General features: G+C 38.1%; 19 protein-coding genes. 7 read left to right on the top strand and 12 right to left on the bottom strand.

Going from position 1 to position 22585, the window contains the following annotated elements:
* The first annotated feature begins 23 nt into the window (after nucleotides 1-23).
* Together PESP_RS16965 and PESP_RS16960 are read left to right on the top strand one after the other, a co-directional pair.
* Nucleotides 24-746: a hypothetical protein gene (locus tag PESP_RS16965; protein ID WP_089349220.1), complete on the top strand. Its 723-nt coding sequence runs from the start codon at nucleotides 24-26 to the stop codon at nucleotides 744-746.
* A gap of 728 nt (nucleotides 747-1474) precedes the next feature.
* Entirely contained in the window at nucleotides 1475-2041 is a 567-nt protein-coding gene (locus PESP_RS16960) for a hypothetical protein (protein WP_125939519.1), read from the top strand.
* Nucleotides 2042-2339: 298 nt separating this feature from the next.
* Here PESP_RS16960 and PESP_RS16955 read toward each other — a convergent pair whose 3' ends face one another.
* Entirely contained in the window at nucleotides 2340-3131 is a 792-nt protein-coding gene (locus PESP_RS16955) for a DODA-type extradiol aromatic ring-opening family dioxygenase (protein WP_089349218.1), read from the bottom strand.
* Between the two features lie 313 nt (nucleotides 3132-3444).
* Between PESP_RS16955 and PESP_RS16950 the strand changes: the two genes are divergently transcribed.
* Both PESP_RS16950 and PESP_RS16945 read left to right on the top strand, forming a co-directional pair.
* On the top strand, nucleotides 3445-4350 hold the full coding sequence (locus PESP_RS16950) for a LysR family transcriptional regulator (RefSeq protein ID WP_089349217.1): 906 nt from the start codon (nucleotides 3445-3447) through the stop codon (nucleotides 4348-4350).
* 1 nt (nucleotide 4351) lies between these two features.
* The gene (locus PESP_RS16945; RefSeq protein WP_089349216.1) at nucleotides 4352-5299 is read left to right on the top strand and encodes a LysR family transcriptional regulator; all 948 of its coding nucleotides are present in this window, start codon (nucleotides 4352-4354) and stop codon (nucleotides 5297-5299) included.
* A 64-nt stretch (nucleotides 5300-5363) separates the two neighbouring features.
* Here the strand turns inward: PESP_RS16945 and PESP_RS16940 are convergent, their stop codons facing one another.
* The gene (locus tag PESP_RS16940) at nucleotides 5364-6371 is read right to left on the bottom strand and encodes a zinc-binding alcohol dehydrogenase family protein (protein WP_089349215.1); all 1008 of its coding nucleotides are present in this window, start codon (nucleotides 6369-6371) and stop codon (nucleotides 5364-5366) included.
* Between the two features lie 198 nt (nucleotides 6372-6569).
* Nucleotides 6570-7454, bottom strand: coding sequence for a LysR family transcriptional regulator (locus tag PESP_RS16935; protein WP_089349214.1), 885 nt, complete (start codon nucleotides 7452-7454; stop codon nucleotides 6570-6572).
* 111 nt (nucleotides 7455-7565) lie between these two features.
* On the opposite strand from PESP_RS16935, the gene cuyB reads away from it, so the two are divergent.
* Nucleotides 7566-8291, top strand: coding sequence for a cysteate racemase (gene cuyB / locus PESP_RS16930; protein WP_089349213.1), 726 nt, complete (start codon nucleotides 7566-7568; stop codon nucleotides 8289-8291).
* Between the two features lie 18 nt (nucleotides 8292-8309).
* On the opposite strand, the gene PESP_RS16925 is transcribed toward cuyB, so the two are convergent.
* The 4 genes from PESP_RS16925 to PESP_RS16910 form a co-directional block, all read right to left on the bottom strand.
* Nucleotides 8310-9560 (bottom strand): NADH:flavin oxidoreductase/NADH oxidase family protein, encoded by a 1251-nt coding sequence (locus PESP_RS16925; RefSeq protein WP_089349819.1) that lies wholly within the window; start codon nucleotides 9558-9560, stop codon nucleotides 8310-8312.
* Between the two features lie 160 nt (nucleotides 9561-9720).
* Nucleotides 9721-10239, bottom strand: a complete 519-nt coding sequence (locus PESP_RS16920; RefSeq protein ID WP_089349212.1) for an HD domain-containing protein — start codon at nucleotides 10237-10239, stop codon at nucleotides 9721-9723.
* Between the two features lie 136 nt (nucleotides 10240-10375).
* On the bottom strand, nucleotides 10376-10690 hold the full coding sequence (locus PESP_RS16915) for a hypothetical protein (RefSeq protein ID WP_089349211.1): 315 nt from the start codon (nucleotides 10688-10690) through the stop codon (nucleotides 10376-10378).
* A 198-nt stretch (nucleotides 10691-10888) separates the two neighbouring features.
* On the bottom strand, nucleotides 10889-11755 hold the full coding sequence (locus tag PESP_RS16910) for a hypothetical protein (protein ID WP_089349210.1): 867 nt from the start codon (nucleotides 11753-11755) through the stop codon (nucleotides 10889-10891).
* Between the two features lie 176 nt (nucleotides 11756-11931).
* Here PESP_RS16910 and PESP_RS16905 point away from each other — a divergent pair, with 176 nt between their 5' ends.
* Nucleotides 11932-13026 carry a helix-turn-helix transcriptional regulator gene (locus PESP_RS16905; protein ID WP_089349209.1) on the top strand — a complete coding sequence of 365 codons (1095 nt, stop codon included), beginning with the start codon at nucleotides 11932-11934 and terminating at the stop codon, nucleotides 13024-13026.
* Nucleotides 13027-13408: 382 nt separating this feature from the next.
* Entirely contained in the window at nucleotides 13409-13813 is a 405-nt protein-coding gene (locus tag PESP_RS16895; protein ID WP_089349207.1) for a MerR family transcriptional regulator, read from the top strand.
* Nucleotides 13814-13847: 34 nt separating this feature from the next.
* Here PESP_RS16895 and PESP_RS16890 read toward each other — a convergent pair whose 3' ends face one another.
* From PESP_RS16890 to PESP_RS16870, 5 genes are all read right to left on the bottom strand, one after another.
* Nucleotides 13848-14210, bottom strand: coding sequence for a DUF7674 family protein (locus PESP_RS16890; protein WP_089349206.1), 363 nt, complete (start codon nucleotides 14208-14210; stop codon nucleotides 13848-13850).
* Between the two features lie 185 nt (nucleotides 14211-14395).
* Entirely contained in the window at nucleotides 14396-15862 is a 1467-nt protein-coding gene (locus PESP_RS16885; RefSeq protein WP_089349205.1) for a DNA recombination protein RmuC, read from the bottom strand.
* 765 nt (nucleotides 15863-16627) lie between these two features.
* Complete coding sequence (locus tag PESP_RS16880; protein WP_089349204.1) at nucleotides 16628-19771, bottom strand: DEAD/DEAH box helicase; 3144 nt, start codon at nucleotides 19769-19771, stop codon at nucleotides 16628-16630.
* Nucleotides 19772-20208: 437 nt separating this feature from the next.
* Entirely contained in the window at nucleotides 20209-21171 is a 963-nt protein-coding gene (locus PESP_RS16875; protein WP_089349203.1) for a transcriptional regulator, read from the bottom strand.
* A 15-nt stretch (nucleotides 21172-21186) separates the two neighbouring features.
* Complete coding sequence (locus PESP_RS16870) at nucleotides 21187-22425, bottom strand: AAA family ATPase (RefSeq protein ID WP_089349202.1); 1239 nt, start codon at nucleotides 22423-22425, stop codon at nucleotides 21187-21189.
* Between the last annotated feature and the right edge of the window lie 160 nt (nucleotides 22426-22585).

Genomic DNA, 22585 nt, shown 5'->3' with positions numbered 1-22585 from the left:
ATAAATTTAGCATGGACGATATAATGAAAAAAGAAAGCTTAACTCAGCCCTGTAACCTCAACTTAAAAAACCAAGCTATTGAGCCTGAACAGATTTGTGTTAATAAAAGAGCGCATCCCGAGGTCGAAAATTCATTAAATGACACTGATATACAGATCCCAACAAGAAGAAAAGGTCGACTTTCTAGGTCAGCCTCAAAGTCCGCCGGTATAAGGGCTGATACTAAAAAAGATTTTGGCTTAAATTTAACTTCAAGTAACTGGGGCTTTGTGGCACCCAGCAAACAGTATGAAATGTTTCGTGCGGTTTCAACAAATCAGATAGAACAGGTGAAGCCTTTACTTGAGCAGGGAGCTGCTTTACGAGATATACCTGTCTATTCACTCGACTTTAGTAAATTCATGATGAGCCAAGGTAGTGCATTTATCAGGGGGGAAGTGAGTTTTCAACATGGCAGCTACACGAGGACTCTACCAAACTGGTATCTAGGAAGCGCTATTTATTTACTAGAAAATGTGGCTCCTGCCCTAAATGATGAATCTCTAATCAGAGATTTTTTTAGAGGGTTATGTGCAATCAACAATGAGAGAATAGGTAATGGTGATGTAAACGATTGCTTTATAATTAGGGAGCAGCTTTCTCTAGTACTCTTATGCACTCCTGAGGAGCTAACTATACTCACACGCATTTATAATAAGCTACGACTTGGCTTTAATCTTATATCCGTCGTAAAAATGAAAATATAGGCAAAAGCAGTCCTATTTTGTTAGCAAGTTATTACTAAAGCACTTAAAATTCCAGCATTTATGATGTCTTAATTATATTGATCTTCATGCACTCTACGTGCAGATAGTACAAATTAAATGTGCTTAACGGGGAGGGTAAATTATGTGATGTGATGTAATCTATTTTACCTCCTCCATCGTTTAGAGCGGACTACGTGATTTGAAAAGCTGATTTCTTACAATGTTCGCTTGGGTATTAGTATCATCCCCCTTTGATACCTTTGCTATTAAGGTTACTATGTTAAGCTATTATACTTCATTGGCTTGGCAATTTAGCTCATGGGCTCATGAAATTCGTACCTTTGATATGTATACCAACTTTTCATTATAATGAAACCTCATAAGCTGGCGATTGCATCTGGCTCTTAGTTTGTGAAAGTTACCCCAATATAGGTCTTCTGCATTATCCAGAAAAGTTAAGGCATAAAGCGCCCTTTCTGTTGTTTGCCATGGCACGTTAAAGTCAGCCTAAAACGGATAAACAAAATATGTTTTTCAATAAAAGATACTGAACTAGCAAAGATATATATTTAAAGCCGAAAGATAAGCTCAGTAATTTTTGACAATCATCAAAAATGAGCCTATCTGTTTCTTGTTGAGTGACTATGCTTTACTACTTGTATTTTAAAGGTTGTTTATTTCTCCCCATTTTTGCTGCTGAACACAGTCAAATAAAGGTCAATATAATTGTGATGAAGTTGAATGGAAGAAAAATTTTTCGACAATGGTTTCAATCATTAGAATGGCCTTATAGCTTTAAGTGCCAACTAATAAAAATTAGTAGTGACAGCGATATTTATTCATTGATAGGGTTTCACCCTTTCATCAAAATAATTGCTTATGATGAGGGTATTGAACTGAGGCTTATATTTGAAAATATTGTACCAAGTATACCATATTACGTTGAACCATCATTTATTGGCGATCTTGCTCCAGCGTATTCTAAACATGGCTTCTACAATGAGTGGGATACAGAAAAACACATCAAATTTTATTCATCTTGTGATGATTTGATTATTTACGAAAACATAAAACCTATTTTAGATTATATAAATGACTGTGTTCGTGATGGCGGAGGAGCAATATACTTAATAGCCTCTGGCTGTGGAACTGGAAATGGTGCGCTAACAACAACAAGTAAAGCCAGCTATAGATGTAAGCGTGCTTTAACATCAACTAATGAGCTAAATGATATTGTATTTTTTGCTAAAGCAAAGTCGAGCAATTATTTAAAGTTCAATTGGCACTGGTGCTAAAAAATCCCTGTGTACAAAACTAGATGAAAGGTTTTATCTTTTGTTATGGATTTTCACAAAAAAACTCAAGGCTGCCTATCAACTAAAATTTGAAATTACTCGTATTTACTGCTTTCTCACCATATTTAAAACACCTATTCAAATACTCCGATTACTGTTCATCAAACAATCCTTCATCCCTAGCAGTTTAGAAAGTATATTATTTATTAGTTGCAGCTAAACCCAACATGCGCTTTGTAAACCCCCATTACACTTTGATTAAATAAACGACTAGGTGCTTGCACCGTAATAATTAAAATTAATAAAACTTATACGCATCGAGCGCTAAAATATCCATTTCGGTATCACTAAAGAGCTTTTCAACCTGTTTGCCGCCTGCGCCCATTGCGGCAAATAATGGTAAAAAGTGCTCTTGGGTAGGGTGGTTAAATAACACATGCGGTGCTTGGTTTAAATAATCTAATAGTGCTGCTGTGTCTTGCGCTAAAAGCGTTTGTTCAACCCATTGAGTAAACGCTTTTACCATTTGCACACGGTTGGGTGTAGGTGGCTTTTTAAATATTTCGGGTAGGTTATGGCTAATTCCGCCGGAGCCAATAATTAATATATTTTGCTCGCGAAGAGGGGCAAGTAACTGTCCGAATTCGTACATGGCTTTTGCGCCTAAACGCGTATTTATAGACACCTGCACTATAGGAATATTAGCCTCTGGGTACATTAAGCGCAGAGGTATCCATACGCCATGATCCCAACCTTGGGTTGCATTAAGCTCGACCTCAATACCTTTTTCTTTAAAGCGCGCTGCAATAACGTTAGCAAGTGAAGGCTCGCCCGGTGCAGGGTATTTAATGTTATACATATTTGCAGGGAAATTATAAAAGTCGTGAATGGTTTTGGGCGCTTTGCCTGCAGTAATCACTATGTTGTTGCTTGTGTCATTGTTAGCAACATCAAAATGGGCCGAAAAAATAATAATAGCGCTCGGTGTTTTAAGCGTTTTCCCAAGCGATGATAAAAAATCAGAGGTGGGAGATTGCTTAACTGCCATTATTGGCGAGCCATGTGAAATAAATAAAGTGGGCTGAGCCATGCTATTTCCTAATGATACCAATGCGCAATAATACTTAATCATTTTTCTGGGCTAAACGTGTCGCTATCTGTGTTAAAAACTCTCATTTACGACTGCATGGATGCAGAAGGTAGAGCAATGCAGGAGCGATTGCCGAGAACAACTAAATAGCAAATTTTTTGCCTAGCTATCAACACGTTTTTCCATCCTAAAAATAGATCACTTAATTAAGCGAATTGGTATTAGTCTATTTTGATATAGCCATTTTATTGCTTTTTAATTTGGTGATAAATGTGCTATTTATTTATAAATTACAAACAACGTATTGTTAATTATGGACAAGTTAACCACCATGAAAACTTTTGTGAGCGTAGTGCAAGAGGGTTCATTTTCTAAAGCCGCCGATAAACTCGATATATCGCCGCAATTGGTGAGTAAATATGTATCAGCACTTGAAGAGGGGCTGTCTACCCGTTTATTACACCGCACCACACGAAAAGTAAGCACCACAGAGGCGGGGGATCACTATTTTACTCGCTGCCTACAAGTACTTGGCGATATAGATGACATGGAAGATTCGCTTAATAACTTAAGCGAAAACGTATCGGGTGTGCTGAGTATTAGTGCGCCTATGTCTTTTGGGGTTAAGCATTTAGCACCACTGCTGGTTGAGTTTCAAAAGCAATATCCAAATTTAAAGTTAGATTTAAAACTCACTGACCAATTTGTAGATATTGTTGAACAAGGCATTGATATAGCGCTGCGTATTGGGGTGTTAAAAAATTCATCCCTTATTGCTAAAAAAATAGCGCCTATACGCTTAGCGGTATTTGCATCGCCTGCGTATTTAAAGCAGCACGGTACACCCACTACACTACAAGAGCTTCAGCAGCATAACTATTTACGCTACGCCAACGCTGAGCCGACTAAAAGGCTTACAGGAGTCAATGAGCTTAAAAGCGAGTTTAAACTTGAAAGTAATTTAGTAGCTAACAACGGCGATTTATTGCTAAATACAGCCATTGCAGGCGGCGGCATTGCTATGCAACCTACCTTTATAGCTGGTGAGGCACTAGCACAGGGTAAAGTTGTGCGTATTTTGCAAAACCATGAGCCAGAGCCTATGGGGCTTTACATGGTGTACGCAAACAGGCAGTTTTTACCTAGTAAAGTGCGTGCATTTGTTGATTTTACGAGTGGCTATTATGGCGATGTGCCTTATTGGGATTTAGGAGAATGACATGTCGATAACCAATCAATTAGCGTTATTTGTAGATGTAGTGCAACAAGGCTCATTTGCTAAAGCCGCCGCATTAAACGATATGGATAATTCATCACTTTCTAAGCAAATTAAAAAGCTTGAAAGCAGCTTAGGTGTGCAATTACTTAATCGGTCTACGCGCTCGTTTTCGCTTACCTCAGCAGGAGATGAAATACTCCAGCAAGCGCAAATTCTTATAGATACCCTTAGTGATATTCATAGCATTGCCGACTCGTACCAAGCCAAACCTAAAGGCATTTTACGCATTACCTCAGGCATGTTTTTTGGGCAACAGTATATTCAGCCTGTTATTAATATATTTATGCAAAAGTACCCAGAGGTAAAAATTACCCTAATGCTGGATGATAAGCGCAACGATATTATTAGCGACCATTACGATTTAGCGTTTAGAATTGGCAAACTTGACGACTCAAACCTAATGGCAAAAAAAATATCTGATATGCACTTTGCACTGGTTGCCTCGCACGATTTTATAGCGCGCCATGGTATGCCAAACACACCTGAGGAGCTTTTAGCTTTGCCTGCGATAGTTTACGGCAATGGCGATGTAAGCCTAGATCAAGTTAAATTAAGCACACAACCACATGGTGATGAATACAAAACTCACAAAATGAAGGGCAATTATAAAGTAAGCGACGTACGCGCCATGCTTGATGCTACTAAAGCAGGTGTTGGGTATGTAATGCTTGATTTATTTAACCTAGAAAAACCCATAGACGAAATGGGTTTAGTGCCGCTTTTAACCAATTATAAGCTTTCGGCTTCTGGCGCGGGCATTTATGCATTGTATCCGCACCGTAAACAAACGCCACTAGTAAGCGAATTTATAAAAACTGTACAAGAGTATATTGGCAGCCCTGCATTTTGGGTTAACCATATTCCTAATTACAAACAACTTTATAAATAACAGGCATAAAAAAGCCCCGTAAGGGGCTTGGGTATACTCAAAAAAATTTTATACGTAAGGTAGCTTAAAAGCCTTCTAAAACCACTTTACCTTTCGCTGTTTGGGTTTCAAGGTGCTGATGCGCTTTGCGTAAATTGGCAGCGTTAATTTTACCTAAGTGCTCACCTACAGTAGTTTTAATTTGCCCTTGGTCAATCATAGTGGCTACGTTGTTTAAAATAACGTGTTGCTCTTGCATGTCATCTGTTTTAAATAACGAGCGAGTAAACATAAGCTCCCAATGTACCGACACACTTTTATTTTTAAATGGCACAATATTAAGTGTTTCAGGGTCATCAATAAGTGCAAATTGACCTTGTGGCTTCACTACTTTTTCAATTTCAGGTAAGTGTTGCTCTGTATTGTTTAAGCTTACTACGTAATCTACTTCGCTTAAGTTTTTAGCTGCAAATTCTTCACTTAATAGATTGCGGTGATTAATAATAGTATCGGCACCTAAATCTTCTAACCACGATATAGTTTCGGGGCGAGAAGCGCTTGCAATAATATTTAATTTAGTACGCTGCTTTAACAGCTGCACCATAATTGAACCCACACCACCGGCGGCTCCAATAACTAAAATGCTTTTAGAGTCATCGTTTTTAGATACGTTTAAACGGTCAAACAATAATTCCCACGCAGTAATGCTGGTAAGCGGCAATGCAGCGGCTTCGCCATACGAAAGCGAACTTGGCATATGGCCAACAATACGCTCGTCAACTAATTGAAACTGCGCGTTACTGCCTGAGCGAGTAATGTCGCCCGCGTACCATACTTTATCGCCTGGCTTAAATAACGAAACGTTTTCGCCAACCGATTTAACTACCCCAGTTGCATCCCAACCAATTACTTTATATTCGCCATCTGCTGCTGGCATTGCTTGGCGAATTTTAAAATCAACCGGATTAACCGATACCGCTTTAACTTCAACTAAAATATCGTGGCCGTGTGCTGTTGGCGTTTCAAGTTCAATGTCTTGTAGTGATAGTTCGTTTTCGATAGGTAAACTTTGTTGATATCCAATTGCTTTCATGGGAGTTGCCTCTTTAGCTAGTTAATACTCTGTGTTGATGACGCTATTTTGGCTTTATCAACGCTATTAAAAAAGAGACAAAACGCCCAATTATTATGGACGTAAAAATCCATAATAAATATATTTAAAATGCAGATTCATATTTCTATGAGCGCGTTAAATTAATAACGCCTATTTAACTGTAACGGGGGTTTACAGTTACTTTATATTAAGCTCGGTTAATTTATTCCATACACTTTCACCACCTGGGTGCAAAGCCGCATGATACCTGTAAGCATAGTAAGTTATTGGCACGCAGTGCTGCTCATTACCTACAACTACTAGGGTATTATTTTTAAGCTCGTTAGATATAACGTAGTCGGGCAGCCAGGCAATACCATTACCTGCTACAGCATGCACTTTTAACAGCTCAGTCATGGATGAAACAAACACTTTATTAAGCTTAGCGCCCGATATAATGGGCTCTAACTGCCGCCCCATGTAGGAGTCGAGGCTGTAGGCTAAATGCGGTATTGGCGTGTCAGTTTCTAGGTTATACATGGCTTTGCCGTTTAAATCGCACGCGCTTACAGGAAGCAGCTTAGCATTACCTATTTTTTGATGGCTAAATGGCGGTAGTTTAAGACGTTCGTTATCAAAGGCGATAAGTAAGTCGCACTCACCTTGCTCTAACGCTTCAGTGGCTTTATCTACGTCTATCGCCTCAAGGTTAAGTACTATATCGCGCTCATCTTGAGCTTGAAAGTCGGCCAACTTTAACGTTAAAAAGCTCGCTAAAGAGTGCGCCGCAGCCACCTTTACTGAGTAGTTTTGTTGAATCGAAAGCTCCTCAAGCATGCTGATTGAGGTGTTCATTTGATTCACTAAATTACGTGCTGTTATATGAAATATTTTACCGCTTGGGGTAAGTGTAATTGGCAGGTTTTCTCGGTCAATTAACGCAGCGCCGAGGGCATCTTCAAGGGCTTTTATGCGCCTACTAAAGGCAGGTTGTGTTATATGCCTAAGCTTTGCCGCTTGCGAAAAGCTTTTAGTATTCGAGAGTGTTAAAAAATCTTCTAGCCATTTACTTTCAATATTCATAGCAGCTACTTAGTTATGCGTTTTTAGCATGGGTGGTAAAATAATAGCATTATTCAAACTAAATAAAACACTATAAATTAAGCCTATAAACTCAATAACTGGAAAGCAATCATGCTCAGAACTCTTGGCGTATTAGGCGGAATGGGGCCTTTGGCTACTGCCTCATTTATGAATCAGGTAATTGCGCTATCACCTGCTAAAAATGATCAAGAGCACATACCTATGTTTATAAGGAATATCCCGCAAATTCCTGACCGAACAAAATTTTTAATGGGTATTGAAGATGAAAACCCATTGTTTGAGCTAAAAAAAGGTTTTAAAGAGCTAACAAGCTTAGGTGTAAGCTGTATTGTTATTCCGTGTAATACCGCGCATTACTGGTACGACGCATTAACTCAAAATGCCGATGTACACACCATTAGTATTGTAAAAAGCGTTATTAAACAAGTTAAAGCAACCAATAAGCAAAAAGTGGGTATTTTAGCCACTACAGCCACACTAAATATGGGTATTTATCAAAACGCATTTGAGCAGCACAATATTGATTTTATTGAGCCAAATACGCAGCAGCAAATGTCTATTATGGATGGCATAACCGCTGTAAAAGCAGGGGATTTAAATACAGGGCGCAACTTATTAAGCAAGGCTTACGAGTCAATGCTTGCCCAAGGTGCAGATTGTGTGCTGTTTGGCTGCACCGAAATACCACTAGTATTAACCACACAAGCTAAGCAATCGCCAGATACCTGTTTAGACACCATCGCTATTTTAGCGCAAGAGTGCGTTAACTGGGCATATGCAAACGCCCATCAATCAATGCTCTCGAGTGTGGCTTAATTAAATAGGGAGTACTAATTAATTGAGCTCTTTAGCAAAGCGTTTTCGGTAGCGTTTTGTAAGCTTAGCTGAGCGTATTTGATCGCTTATTAAAGTAAAAATAGCGGAGGCATTTGCCTTAACGTGTTTGCCTTGGCCAACTCGGCGAATTTGCCTTTTTACCAGCGCCATAGTGGCAAGCCCAGCAAGGCTTTTATCTTTAAAGGTAACACGCGGCATAAGCAGGTTTTGCGTTGACTGTGTTTGCCAGCTATTAACTAAATTTGGCTGATAGGCCAGTGCCGTGGCCATACCAACGAGCGCTACGCCTGAGCTAATTACTTTATTTGCCACATCTAACCGGCTAATGCCACCCGTGGTCATAATGGGTATGGTTGATTGCTCGCTAATTGCTTTAGCAAACTCTAAAAAGTACGCCTCACGTGCAAGTGTTCGCTCATCGCCTGTTTTGCCTTGCATAGCCGGTGCTTCGTAACTTCCGCCCGAAAGCTCTACAAAATCAACCTCTAATGTGCTTAGCACATTAACAACCGCTTGCGCGTCACTTGGTTCAAAGCCACCGCGTTGAAAATCAGCTGAGTTAAGTTTTATGGATACCGAAAAACTCTCACTACAATGTGCTTTAACGCTTTTGGTAATTTCGAGCAATAAGCGGGCACGGTTTTCAAGGCTTCCGCCCCATTTATCATCTCGTTTATTAGTAAGAGGAGATAAAAACTGTGCTAATAAATAGCCATGCGCAGCATGTATTTGTACGCCATTAAAGCCTGCTTTTTCTGCCTGTAAGGCTGTTTGTGTAAAACGCATAATTACATCGTTAATATCACTTTGTGTCATTGCCTTTGGCTGAGTAAATAAATGGGAATGTTTACCCACATCAAGCGCAATATCTGACGCACTAAAGGCTTTTCCACCCATATTTTTAAACACTTGGCGACCAGGGTGATTAATTTGCATAACAATTTTACAATCATTTTGCTGCGCTAAACGTGCAAGTTCTGCAAATGCTGTTATATCTGTTTGTTGCTCAAGTGTAAGGCCCCCTGGACCTGTCATAGCAAGGTGATCTACCATAACATTACCGGTAATAATTAACCCGCAGCCGCCTTTTGCCCATTCGCTGTATACATTTTTAAGCACTTGCGATGGCGTTTGGTTAGCCTCTGCGAGATTTTCTTCCATGGCTGCTTTTACTACTCGGTTTTTAAGCGCTAAGCCACTTGGTAAAGTAAAAGAGGTAAATACAGGCGATAGTTTATTTTTAGACATTAGGTAAACCATAAATTGACATTACAGGCACTATAACCTTAAAGTCAGCTTTAAGGTCAACCGTCATTTAGGCTAAGTTTAGAGTTAGGCAAAAAAAGAAACATATGCCATTAATTAAACTTGGGGAGTTTAAAAGGTCGATTTAAGCTAATAGAGAGGACTATTTAGCGATATAGTTAGCTCTTCTTCTTAAATACTCATTATGCAATGAAAGACTTGATGCTTTACAGATCCCAGCAACCTGATCTAGCCAGAGGAAGTACTCAGTCTGCCGCTTTAATGTCCAACCGGATGGTATTGCTGAAGCATTAGAGCATAGATCCGCTAATTTGATACGCTTTACCGAGTTTGGCTTTTTAGGAAGTGCTTTGAGCGTTTCTTCTCGTCGCTCCGCTAAGCATAACGACTTATCGTCTGAAAGTGCTTTTACTAACTCCAGACCACGATGACCGCAGGTTTTATAAACTTCTTCTGTCGTAACGTCAGTGTCCTCTAAAATATCATGGAGTATTGCGGCGCATAGTTCGTCGTCGTCATCAACTCCAGCTATATCTGTAAGCAGGACTGCAACTTCTATCAAATGGTTAATATAGGGCGAGCCATCTGATTTTCGCTTTTGCTGCTCATGATATTTTGAAGCCAGAGCTAGTGATTTAATTAAAAGCTTGTTTGAGCTCATTTTGCAACCTTCGAGTAATATTTATTATAGTTAAAACTGCAAAGCACAACTTCTTAGGTTGTACTAAAATGGCACTTTGAACATAGCCTCTAAATTTTAGGAACAGGCAAGTCTTGCATAACCACTCAAATTAGAATTACTTTATGTACTCATCATATTGACGTTGTAATTCTAACCAAGTTGCAGCGCCAACTTTTGTGGCTTTTTCAAGTTTGTCGGCAAGTGTAGAATCAACAGCCAAATTCCCTGCCATAAATTGCTTAAGGGTCTCAATTTCTATGTTTGATTTATCAGCGATGTATTGAATGCCCTTGGATTCAAATTTATCTAAGCAATTTCGCTTAAAAAAGTTTGAAGGGGGTTTTCGAAAGCCACCACCGGGTCGTTTTACTAGCTTTAAATCCTTTAGAGGAATCCTTTTGCTGAGCTTTAAAAAGTTATAATTGGTCACGTAATTTCTTTGCGCTCCTTTTTATACTTTGATGGTTTTTCTAAAAAAGGCCTACATTAAGTAGGCCATGACGAAAAAGTTTCTCACACTTTTTCTTATGCCCCTCCACGGAAGCAACACATGCTAATAATATAAAATACTTGCGACAGAATAAGTCGCAATATCGTTGTTTTTATTAAATATTGATCATTTAGTTGCTCAACGCAGCAAGTTTAAGAAGCCCACCCATGCATTATTCGAGTCTGGCTTTCTGAGAGTGAAAACAAATAACTCTACGGAACCTCCATTAATAAGCATATTAGTAATTGCTGTTAACTGTTCAACATCTTGAGGGTCTGAAATAAGCGTGTCGTCATCTAAAGATGCTTGCAAAGCAAACTTACTATCAAAGTCTCGACGGTCTAAATTCAAGTAAGCGATTGACTCATCTTGATATTGCGCACGCAGTTTTTTAATTTCTTTAGGGTGTTCATCCTCACCTAACTCTTTTAAGAGAAAGTCAATTGGATAGTCATTGATATTAATCTGCCAGCCTCGCTCAGTTTTAATTGCTTTATTCTTTAACAAATCTTGTTCAAGGTCGTATTCATCAATAACAGGTGGTTTATTTTCATGATAAAAATCCAATAAATGTTGTGATAACTTTTCACTCAATTGAAATTCTTTTTTGTCGGTTAATGTATGGGTCAAACAGTTTAAAGACTGCCATTTTCTTTTTCTTAGGGTATCTAATAACTCATTAGCCACTTTTTTTGCTGGAAAGTCGGCATAATCTTTGTGATTTATATGCCCTTCGTACTGAACGGCAAACAACCCTTTATCGCTGTTGTTAACATTTAATATATCATCAACATAAATCCAGTGAGGCTTAGAGTGTCTATCGGTAACGCCATCACTTGTTACTTTATAAGCTAATATCATTTGCTTGATTTTTATAGAATCGTTGGTATTTATTGGAATGAGGTATTTTATTTTTCGACTTGGAGTGATCAACAGGCCATCATTTTCAAATGAGCTGTACAACGTACTATTTTCATAGCTTCTAATGTGAAAGTCTGCTTTCATTAAATTTCCTTGCTGAATGTTTATTTAATAATAGAGAAGCTTGAGGGCCTAAAACATGGGTTACGGGGCTTTTAAACAACTTCCTTATCATCGTTATCGCGCAGAATAACCCAAAGTACACTGCTATAAAAGTGCTTTTATATATAAAATAGTGCAATTACCCTATATACATAGATATGGTAACCTACTGTTATTATTTAATTTATGATAATATTTATGTAACTTTAAGTTATGATAAGCGCCCAAAGTTGATGCCAACGGCTAAAGGAAAAACTCTCCCTCGCATTATTAATATGATGCAACTCATCCCCATTACTCCTAGATGGACAACGGCCAAAATTTTACAGTCAAGCCTTCAAGATAGAGGCTTTACAGTGACAAAACGAACTGTAGAGCGAGATTTAGTTGAAGTGGCTGACTTATTTGGGCTAGTAAGTTCAGATTCACCAGACGGGTACAAATGGTCTTATTCAAGAAAACGTTCTGATATTTTCTTACCATCGATTTCTGCAGAAGAAGCTTTATCACTTCAGCTAGTAGAGCAACACCTCCAAGATTTTTTCCCTAGGGAAGTGTTTTCTCAGCTTGATGCTATTTTTAAAAAGTCAAAAGATACGCTGGTAAGATCACAGTTATTGCACTCATGGCCATCGAAAATTGCGAGTTTGCCACATGTTTTAGCTTTTAAACCATTAAACATTGATACTGGAATCAAATCTCTAATTACCCAAGGAATATTAGAGCAAAGAAAAATGGAGATAACTTATGGTGGTTCCGATTCTGTCCATCTTATTTCACCGCTAGGTATGTTGATAAGAGACACTAAGCTGGTTCTTATTTGCTACTTTTATGACTATAAAGAACCTAGACACCTTCTTTTTCATCGAGTTAATAGCGCTAAATTATTAAATGAAACGTTTGATACTGACTTTAATACTTTAAAATACTCTCAAACAGGTGCTGTTGGTATATTAGTAAATGCTGAGACAATTGAAGTAAAACTCGCTGTAAAAGGCTATGTCAAAGAGCTATTCAAAGAGTCAGCTATTAATGCTAGTCAGAAAATTAATAACGAAAGGACTTTGCCTGATTTGACTACTCAAAATGATTGGGTAGATGTTTCTATTCAATTACCCCATACCTTAGAGTTGGAGAACTGGCTCATGGGTTTGTCAGATCACATTATTGTAAAGGCACCAGAGCAGCTAAAAGCCAGAGTTATAAGACGGATGATAAAATCATTAGGGCACTATGGAATTAGCACCGAATAAAATACGCGACCTATTTTGTCGTAGTTAGGCCTTAAGGTATTTATATGAAATAATTAAGGTAATTGGAGAAAGTAATGTCTTGTTCTTGTGAGGTTAAAAATTTAGAAACCGTTTTTAAATCAAAATACAGAAGATTGCTCTTTCTCGTATTTTTAATAATTTTTGCTAGCGGGCTTACAAGTTTTAACAAAGATAAAAAAATTCAAGAACTAGGAGCTGCAATACGAAAGTTAGAGAACTCAGTTCAAACTATTAAAAGTAAAAATAGCGCTTACATGGAGTAAGGTTGTAATGTGTACTACCGAGCGTTCTAATTTATTAAAGTGAAATAGATCGCTCGTTAACTTTAAGGTCAACCGTCATTATAGGCTAATGGGTAACAATGAAAATAGGTGAACTTGCTAAACAAAGCGGTACAGCAGCCAGCACTATAAGGTATTACGAAAGCATAGGTTTACTGCCAGCGGGCGTACGAAACAGCAATGGCTATCGCCAATACACAGTAAATAGTGTTGAGCAGCTAAAAATAATTAAGTTTGCACAAAGTTTAGGGTTTTCACTTGAAGAAATACCCACACTACGTAAGCCAAACAAAGAGCTAGATCACACTGCTATTATTGAGCGTCTCACTCAAAAACAACATGAGGCCAACGCACTAATAGAGCAGCTACAGCGTAAATCAGAGCGTATTGGTAGTTTAATTAACCTACTAGATGCTAGCTGGTCTAATGGAGAGTGTATTGGCGATGAAAAAATAAATGAGCTCTTGAATGAGGTCGAGTATTAAAGGCGTAAGCTAGTACATGTGAGCTTTAGTTGTATTAGTTTAACGGCGCTCTACCATGAAAATTGATATAAAGCGCTTGTAACTTGGCTGGTACTAAAGGCCAACCAACTGCAATAGTATAAGAACTTGCACCCCAAAATAGTGTTTCTACGTAATATACGTCTATGTATTCAATTACTTTTGCGTCTGCATTTAATAACTTTTCAGCCATGTAATTTAAATAACGCTGGGCTTGTTCAGTATAAGCGAGAGTAACAGCCTGTGTTGTGGCTTTAGAAAATGCCTCCATTCTAAACGTGGTTTCATCTTCATCATAGATGCTCATTAACGCTTTAACTTCAGGAAATTGAACGCTGATTTCGTTCAATAAGTTATAAACTACATCATCATTTTTCATAAATTGTGCCCTGAGCTTAAAAGTGCAAAGCATTTAAGATCGTGAAATTGCCCTTTCCAAAAACCACTTTGTCGCCTTGTGCCTTTTGGATTAATAGGGGTTAACGTTAACCTTTGTGAACTTAGTAACGGGAAAATCATTAACCCTCCTTTACTTTATAAATAAAAAGCGACTGTATAGTAAGCCTAATCAAGCTCTAGCTGGGCTTTTTCTACGCTTTCGTTTGGTAACTCTTTTTGAACCGATACCCCTAGCTCTTTAAATTCAGAAGCTTGTTTAATTAAGTTACCTTTACCACGGTATAGCTGAGAGAACGCTTTATCGTAGCTTTCTTTTGCACGGTCGAGCTGTTTGCCTACACCTTCCATACTTGTTAAAAAGCCATTGAGCTTGTTGTAAAAACGCTCGGCACGATTTGCCAGCTCTTTAGAATATTTAGTTTGCTCTTCAAAGCGCCACAGCTGTTTAACAATATTTAAGCTGGTAAGTAGGGTGGTTGGCGTAGCAACTAAAATATTTTTTTCGATGGCTTGTTGGTAAATATCGCTTTGGTATTTAAGCGCCTCTACAAATGCAGACTCAATAGGGACAAACATAATAACCACTTCAGGTGAATTGATACCAGGGAGTCGATCGTACGATTTACTCGCAAGTTCGCTAATACGCGATGTAACGGCATTTACATGCTCTTTAATTGCTTGGCTAGCCTCTAATTCGTTTTCGGCATTAACGTAACGGGTATAGGCATTTAGCGATGTTTTAGCGTCAATCACTAAGTGGCGCCCCTGTGGTAAATACACAACTACGTCGGGGCGCAGTCGGCCATCTTCGGTGTTAAACGATACTTCGCGTTTGTAGTCGCTACCCGCACGCAGGCCTGCGCTGTCGAGTACGTTTTCGAGCATCAATTCGCCCCAATTACCTTGGGTCTTTTTTTGCCCTTGCAGTGCATTACTGAGCTTATCGGCTTGCTCGGTAATAGCTTGGCTTTTGGCTTGTAGATGCAATAGCTCAGTTTTAAGGGCTGCACGTTGTTTTAAATCTTCAACGTGAATAGATTCCATTTTATCTCTAAAGCCTTTTAGCTCCCCTTGTACTGGTTTTAATAGTTGCTCAATGCTTTCTTGATTTAGGGTTTTAAAACTTTGCGATTTTTCTTCTAAGATTTTATTAGCGAGGTTTTCAAACTCTTTTTTAAGCACATTTTTACTTTGCTCTATTTGCGCGAGTTGCTCGGTAAAGTTTTGCTGTTTTTGCTCAAGCGTGGTGCGCATAGTATTAAGCTCTACATCTCGCTGGTTATATTGATCACGCAGGGCTGTTAGTTCGCTTTCGGCTTTACGCCAAAAATGGTTGTATTGAACGCTTTGTTTTTCTTGCTCGCTAAAGCGGGTTTTAAAATGCTGGGCTTCGTCGCGTTGCTCTTGATGAGTTTGCTCAAGTAGCTCGTGCTCATCTATTAGCTCGCTGTATTGTTGCTGTTTGTTGTCATACTGGTTTTGTAATAACGATAACTGCTGTTGTTGCTCGCTTACTTGTTGTTTTAATTTATTGCGAGAAGGTAACGACACCAGGCCATACAACACAAGACCCGATGCAACACCGACACTAGCGCTTAGCCAATCAATATGAGTTAGTAGCTGAGTAAACATAAAATAAACTTATAAAATTTAGAGACATGCCATCATAACGAATAAGTATCGTGTGGGGTAGGGGAGAAATACAGGCATAAAAAAAGCCAGCTTAAAAGGGCTGGCTCAATCATTACTAAATTTAGTAACCAATCAGGGTAATCAACATGAAACTTGTATTAACTGCAATTAATCAACAAGCATAATAGTAGACGCCCGCAATTAAGTTAAGTTCCAATAACCTATAAATATTTATAAAAATTAATTTTGGGCATAAAAAAAGCCAGCTTAAAAAGGGCTGGCTCAATCATTACTAAATTTAGTAATTAAACGGGGTAAATCAACATGAAGCTTGTGTTAACTGCAATTAATCAACAAGCATAATAGTAGACGCCCGCAATTTAATTAAGTTCCAATAAACCTATAAATATTTATAAAAATTAATTTTGGGCATAAAAAAAGCCAGCTTAAAAAGGGCTGGCTCAATCATTACTAAATTTAGTAATCAATCAGGGAAATCAACATGAAGCTTGTGTTAACTGCAATTAAACAACAAGCATAATAGTAGACGCCCGCAATTAAATTAAGTTCCAATAAACCGCTAAATATTTATAAAAATTAATTTTAGGCATAAAAAAAGCCAGCTTAAAAGGGCTGGCTTAATCATTACTAAATTTAGTAACCAATCAGGGAAATCAACATGAAGCTTGTGTTAACTGCAATTAATCAACAAGCATAATAGTAGACGCTCTCATATTAAATTAGTTCAACTGTTTATTTAAAAATTTAACTTTTTATAAGTGATAGCATTTGTTGTTCATCAAACGATGTGAAGCTCATTGATTTATCGGTAAATAATGCATCAACCAAGGCTTGTTTATCTTGCTGCATTTTAAATACTTTTTGCTCAATTGAGTTGCTCATTATTAGCTTATACACAAACACAGGGTTTGTTTGACCTATACGGTACGCACGATCGGTCGCTTGCTTTTCTACAGCGGGGTTCCACCATGGATCAAAGTGAATAACCGTATCGGCTTGGGTTAAGTTAAGGCCAGTGCCTCCCGCTTTTAAACTAATTAAAAATACCGATGTTTTGCCACTGGTAAATTCATCTATAACTTTGTCTCGATGGCGTGTTTGCCCTGTGAGCATACTAAAGTTTATGTTTATTTCGTTTAAGCGCGCTGCAATTAAATCAAGCGCAGAGGTAAATTGGCTAAAAATAATAACCTTACGTCCAAGGCTAAGCATTAACGGTAAGTGAGTAGACAGCCACTCTAATTTTGCAGAGCTTGCTTGGGTTTCTGGCTCAATTAATTTAGGGTGGCAACAAATTTGCCTTAGCTTTAAAAGCGCCTCTAAAAATGCGAGTTTACTTTTTTGTGCGCCTTGTTCAGCAAATAAATCTATGAGCTTTTCTTCGAGCGCACGAGTTATGCCTTGGTACATTTCTTTTTGTTTAGGCTCAAACTCAAACTCTTTTAATAACTCGGTTTTTTGCGGTAGTTCTTGTGCTACTTGCGCTTTGGTGCGGCGCAGAATAAACGGCATTATAAGCGCTTTTAATTGTTCTGCTCGCTCTGAGTCGGCCTCGCGTTCAATAGGCGTTTGAAAATGCTGTTTAAAGTGAGCCTGCGAGCCTAATAACGAGGGCATGGCAAAGTCGAGTAACGATTTAAGCTCAAACAAGTTATTTTCGATTGGGGTGCCACTTAAGCATAACTTAAAATCGGCGTTTAAACGTTTAACTAGGCGCGAAACCTGAGCTGTGTCGTTTTTAATATATTGCGCTTCATCTAAAATAATATTTTCAAAATAAAGCGGAGAGTAATAAGCAATATCGCGCTTTAAAAGCGGATAGGTAGTTAAAATACACTGTGCTTGCGCTAAATGCTGTAATGGCTCATTACGTTGCGAGCCAAAAATAGTGGTGACTTTAAGGCTTTTTGCAAATTTTGTTATTTCGTTTTGCCAGTTACTTACCAAACTGGTAGGGCATACTATAAGAGTAGGGCCTGCTTGGGGGCGGTTAAAGCTACTGGCTAAAAAGGCAATAACTTGCAGTGTTTTACCCAAGCCCATATCGTCTGCCAGTATGCCGCCTAATTGATGGCGCTTTAAAAAGCTTAACCAATCAACCCCTTGCTGCTGATAGTCTCGAAGCGTTACTGAGTCGTTTAAACCATGTAAAGCAACCGCAGGCATAGCATGCTCAGTGGTATTTAATTCATTAAGGTAGCGCTCTAACGATTCATCATGAAGCGTAATATTTACAGCAGTGTGTTTTACCAGTTCAGGTAAATAAGAAAGAGGAATATTAAATTCATCGCGAGTTTTTACAAACTCAAAGCGTTGTTTAAATTCGTTTAGTAAATTAATAGCCTCTTTACTAATAACCCCAAATTGACGCCCAACCGGGTAGTAATAAAACAATTCACTTTGGCGATTTAACGACTGATAAACAGCATCATCAGTATTAAATAAGGCACTTGCTTTGGCATCACTTAAATGTACTTTGCAATGCATTTGATGTCCAGCAGCTCGGTTTACATCGAGCGTTACAACGCCTTGCGGATCTGCAATATTTACTTTAGTTTGGCTAACCTGCCAACCGCGTTTTTTAAACGCAGGAAATACTTCATAAACTAACCAGTGTAAGTGGATAGGTGATTGTTTATTAAATACAAACTCGCTTTGTAAACCCCCTTTACAAAACTCAAAACCCAAATTTACTAACTCATTGGTTACGGTATTTTCAAATGCACTATTAATTAAATTAGCAGGCGCAGAACCAGCTAAATAGTTTTTATTTTTATATTTAAACAATAACGATAACTTAAGCTCTTGCTCAGCCATTGTTACTTTTAAAACAGCATTGCCAAGCTGCTTTATAACAGCTTGCTCGTTGTTTGGATGAGGAATAACACCGGCACCAAAGTTATCAGCAAGTTGCTTATAAATACGGTCAAAGTTTGCGTCGTGCAATGCCGGTATTGATTGTAAATGAGCTATTTCGTCGGCACTAAGTTGAGTGCGGATACGGCCCACTTTAAAATGCTCAAGATCTAAATAAGCAGGGGGGGTAGTTTTAATGAGCGCCCAATTTTTACTGTGCTCAAGTTCTATTATAAGCTGCGATAATTCGTTTTGCTGCTGCCAATTAAAACTAAGTGCCTGGCCTGTTTGGGCTTTTATAGCAACACGAGAGCGTTGTAAAAATAATCGTTCGGTTGCTATAAGTTGCTGCAGTGCACTAAAGCCCCATTGTCCTTTTAACTCAATATTTCCGACTGCATTTTGAGAGCGTATCCAACTGAACAATCTAAAGTCGCTCTCGAGTAAATCGTTAGGTGTTACAAAGCTATTTAATTGCTGCTCAGTTAAATTACGACCCAACGTGTAGTTATTATTTTTATCATAGTTGGCTATTTTTGGGGTTAAAAAAACTTTATTGTTTTCTATATCAAGTACAAACAAAAGTACTTGCGAGGGTGGGTTCGAATTAACACTTTTTAGGGCTGCAAGCTCGCTAAACCAGTCGTTAATAAAGTAGTCTTCACCGTATTCACCCGAGTGCTCTATTTTAAGTTTAAACAAAATAGCAGCTAAGTGGCGACACTTAGTTTTAGCGTTACATGTACAGTGGGTATCTACCGAATAACCAGTTGGTATTTTATTGATCTCAATACGTTGGTTAAATGATGATCCGCTATCGCCTTGAACGGTGGAATCAATAACCGAAAAATCACTGCTGTGTTCTAACCAGCTGATTTGGCCATTTTTATAATATTCTTTACCCTTATCGAGCACATTGGGTCTAAACAGTTTTTTAATAAAACGCTCAGAAAGAGGAAACAAAGTTGCCTGCTCATTTTTTATTTCTTCAAAAATAGCCAGTAAATCATTTTTTGATAAGTTAGCAGACATGTCACTCTAAGCATTAAATTTTTAAAATAATTCTGCCAGTATATTCTTTAACTGCACGTAGCAAAAGCAATATTACCGTTATATAAACTGGTTGGAGCTGCTAGCTTAGTAAAAAATCGGTTTATAGATAAAAATAAAGGAACAATAGGTAAGTTACATCATAAACACACGGTAAATGCATACTATTAAAACATTTTATTAACAATACAGGGGCATTACAGATCAGTTTTTTACTAACAAATACGTTTAAAACTAAAAAACGGCTTATATTACAGATTAAGTTAGTAAAACTTTGATCTATATAGGTAGGAATGAGTTAATTGAGGGATATTTTGATAAAACAGATCACGTTTTTACTAAGTAAGGCCGCCCTTAGATCAGTATTTAACTAAGCTAAAAGCGGCTTTGGATCATTATTTTACTAAGCAGTAGTAAAATTAATTAAACGCATTTAAAAGCTTTGTAAGTTGCTCTAAACGTTTGTCGGTCATTACTTTGTTATCAATTTTAATTGAAACATCACCGCTCTTTAGGTTGCGTTGTACGCTAATAAACTCGTTTTCTAGCACGGCTTCACGCTTAGCAGCGGCTTGTGGCTCTGCCGTTAAACGTCTTGTAATGGCCATAGCACGTTTGTCATCGCTTGCTATAGCGTTTATCTCGTCATCAGAGTGAAGCGCAGCAACTAGGTTATTAAATGCCTGTTCGTCGCGCTCCTTTGCGCTAACAAGCTTTTTAGCAACTTCTCTACCCACATGGTTAGCTGTTGGATAAAGTGAAATTACATCGGCAGGAATTTGCTCGTACGCTTTAATTGCATCAGCAACTGCCGTATGCGAAACGCCCTCAATAGCTGATATTTCGCGATAAGAACCCTTTTTACCTTGCTCAATTAGCTCGTTTTTAGTGTGTTGGTAAGCTTGGCCTAATTCCCACAAACTAGGGGCAATGTATTGATCTGACGATACAGCTAATATTTTAGCGTCTTCGTCTGTAAAATCAGGAGAGCTTAAAACAAGATAATCGGCATTAGCTAAAATACAGGCTTTACGTCTGCGTGAACCTGCAAGCACTAAGCTAGTATTTCCTTGATCCCAAAGTAATGCAGGGTGCTGATTACGGCCATCTTCGCTAATTGCAGGTAATATGTCAGATACTGACTTTTCGTTTAATAGCGATTGCACACGGCGGTTTTTACCGTAAACCGTGGTGCTAGATTCAATATCTGCATGAGCAATTACTTTACACACTAGCGTAATTTCGCGTGTTGGATCGCTAGGTGCTGGCATTCTTATTACATCGCCCGCATTAGCTTGTTCTAATAACGCATCAAGGCTGCTGTTTCCTACAGCCGTTGCAAATGGATCTAAGCGGGTGTCGTTTTTACGTTTTGTAGCCATTTTTATGTAACATCCTTACTTAGTATTATTTAATGATGATTGGGTAGATTCCCAGTTAGATCGAATGAGCATTTCTAGCTCATCAACCACATCTTTAATATTTTCTTGAGCACGTAAAAGCGATTCACGACTTGCTAAACTGTCGGATGCTTTTTGATCAAATATAGTATTAAAAGACGAAGAACTCGCTGTAATGGCAGAGCTGTGATTTATAGGGTAGCTCATTACTTGGCGGCCAAAGGCACTACGTACATCTTTAACAATATCGCGCTGAGAGTGGTTACCTTTAACATAGTTGGTAACTAAAAATTGCATAAAGTCCCAACCATCGTGGCCAAGTGCTGCAACAGTGTGGTAAATCTCACCTAAACGCTTTAAATATTTGTTGTTAGCATCAAAGTCTACCGCTTCCGGATGAACCGGTATAAGCATAGCTGTTGATGCCATTAAAGCATTATAAAACATAAAGTTAAGAGTAGGTGCTGTATCAATAAGTATAATATCAAACTCGTCTTTTACAGGCTCAATAACTTTTTCTAATAACTTATGATAATGACGAGTTTGCTCATAATTTGAGGTGTCTTTTAAAAGCGTTGCTGTTTCATGCTCAAAGTAAAAATCATCCATGCCTGATGGTAAAACACGAATATTGGGAATGTGAGTAGTTACAAAAGCGCTTGAGACAAATTCTGGCCAGGTTTCACCTTCATCAAGGTCAATACAATCACGCATTAAATCACCCACAGTTACAGGGTCGTGATCGTTTGAAGGAAAAAAGCTAGATGAAGAACCTTGAGGGTCTAAGTCAATAATACCAATGCGATAACGTTTAATGTTAGTTGTAGCTAAAGCCGCTGCAATATTAACCATACTAGTTGTTTTACCACACCCGCCTTTTAATGAATTAATAACAATAACCTGAAGTTTATCGTTAGTAGTGCGATGATCTGGCTGAATATCCATAATATCAGCCATGGCAAAAATATTAACTAAGGTGTAAGCATAGTGACCATTAGCACCACGTTTAATATTAAGATCGTCAAAGTCACCATTGTCATGACGGCGTTTTAAGGTACGATTATTACAACCAAGTAAATCTGCAGCCGCTTTTTGAGTGTAGGTTCTTAATTCTTTTTCTTCTGATTTAAGATGAGCGCGGTAATGTTGTATACGTCCTTTTAGTGATTTTTCAGCAACTTCGGCAGTTGCTTTTAAAAGCCGGTAAGTACTTAACGCGTTATTATTGATAGACATACTTTCTTCCTCAAAGTTAGGCAGTAAGTATAATGTCCATTATATTAGCTGTAAACAACTATTTATGACGACATGCATTTTATTTAGAAGACATTCAAAATTATTTTTACACCATTAATATTGCTTAGTATAAATAAAGAAGTTTAAAGGTGGTTAAATA

The organism is Pseudoalteromonas espejiana DSM 9414, from assembly GCF_002221525.1.
Lineage (GTDB): Bacteria > Pseudomonadota > Gammaproteobacteria > Enterobacterales > Alteromonadaceae > Pseudoalteromonas > Pseudoalteromonas espejiana.
Note: the sequence above shows the minus strand (reverse complement) of the source record. Positions and strands in the feature narration are given on the sequence as shown.

What these genes read in the sequence shown, in the direction of transcription:
- PESP_RS16965 (WP_089349220.1), top strand. Translation starts at nt 24, where the DNA reads ATGAAAAAAGAAAGCTTAACTCAGCCCTGTAACCTCAACTTAAAAAAC.
- PESP_RS16955 (WP_089349218.1), bottom strand. Translation starts at nt 3,131, where the DNA reads ATGGCTCAGCCCACTTTATTTATTTCACATGGCTCGCCAATAATGGCA.
- PESP_RS16950 (WP_089349217.1), top strand. Translation starts at nt 3,445, where the DNA reads ATGGACAAGTTAACCACCATGAAAACTTTTGTGAGCGTAGTGCAAGAG.
- PESP_RS16945 (WP_089349216.1), top strand. Translation starts at nt 4,352, where the DNA reads ATGTCGATAACCAATCAATTAGCGTTATTTGTAGATGTAGTGCAACAA.
- PESP_RS16940 (WP_089349215.1), bottom strand. Translation starts at nt 6,371, where the DNA reads ATGAAAGCAATTGGATATCAACAAAGTTTACCTATCGAAAACGAACTA.
- PESP_RS16935 (WP_089349214.1), bottom strand. Translation starts at nt 7,454, where the DNA reads ATGAATATTGAAAGTAAATGGCTAGAAGATTTTTTAACACTCTCGAAT.
- cuyB (WP_089349213.1), top strand. Translation starts at nt 7,566, where the DNA reads ATGCTCAGAACTCTTGGCGTATTAGGCGGAATGGGGCCTTTGGCTACT.
- PESP_RS16925 (WP_089349819.1), bottom strand. Translation starts at nt 9,560, where the DNA reads ATGTCTAAAAATAAACTATCGCCTGTATTTACCTCTTTTACTTTACCA.
- PESP_RS16920 (WP_089349212.1), bottom strand. Translation starts at nt 10,239, where the DNA reads ATGAGCTCAAACAAGCTTTTAATTAAATCACTAGCTCTGGCTTCAAAA.
- PESP_RS16910 (WP_089349210.1), bottom strand. Translation starts at nt 11,755, where the DNA reads ATGAAAGCAGACTTTCACATTAGAAGCTATGAAAATAGTACGTTGTAC.
- PESP_RS16905 (WP_089349209.1), top strand. Translation starts at nt 11,932, where the DNA reads ATGGTAACCTACTGTTATTATTTAATTTATGATAATATTTATGTAACT.
- PESP_RS16895 (WP_089349207.1), top strand. Translation starts at nt 13,409, where the DNA reads ATGAAAATAGGTGAACTTGCTAAACAAAGCGGTACAGCAGCCAGCACT.
- PESP_RS16890 (WP_089349206.1), bottom strand. Translation starts at nt 14,210, where the DNA reads ATGAAAAATGATGATGTAGTTTATAACTTATTGAACGAAATCAGCGTT.
- PESP_RS16885 (WP_089349205.1), bottom strand. Translation starts at nt 15,862, where the DNA reads ATGTTTACTCAGCTACTAACTCATATTGATTGGCTAAGCGCTAGTGTC.
- PESP_RS16880 (WP_089349204.1), bottom strand. Translation starts at nt 19,771, where the DNA reads ATGTCTGCTAACTTATCAAAAAATGATTTACTGGCTATTTTTGAAGAA.
- PESP_RS16875 (WP_089349203.1), bottom strand. Translation starts at nt 21,171, where the DNA reads ATGGCTACAAAACGTAAAAACGACACCCGCTTAGATCCATTTGCAACG.
- PESP_RS16870 (WP_089349202.1), bottom strand. Translation starts at nt 22,425, where the DNA reads ATGTCTATCAATAATAACGCGTTAAGTACTTACCGGCTTTTAAAAGCA.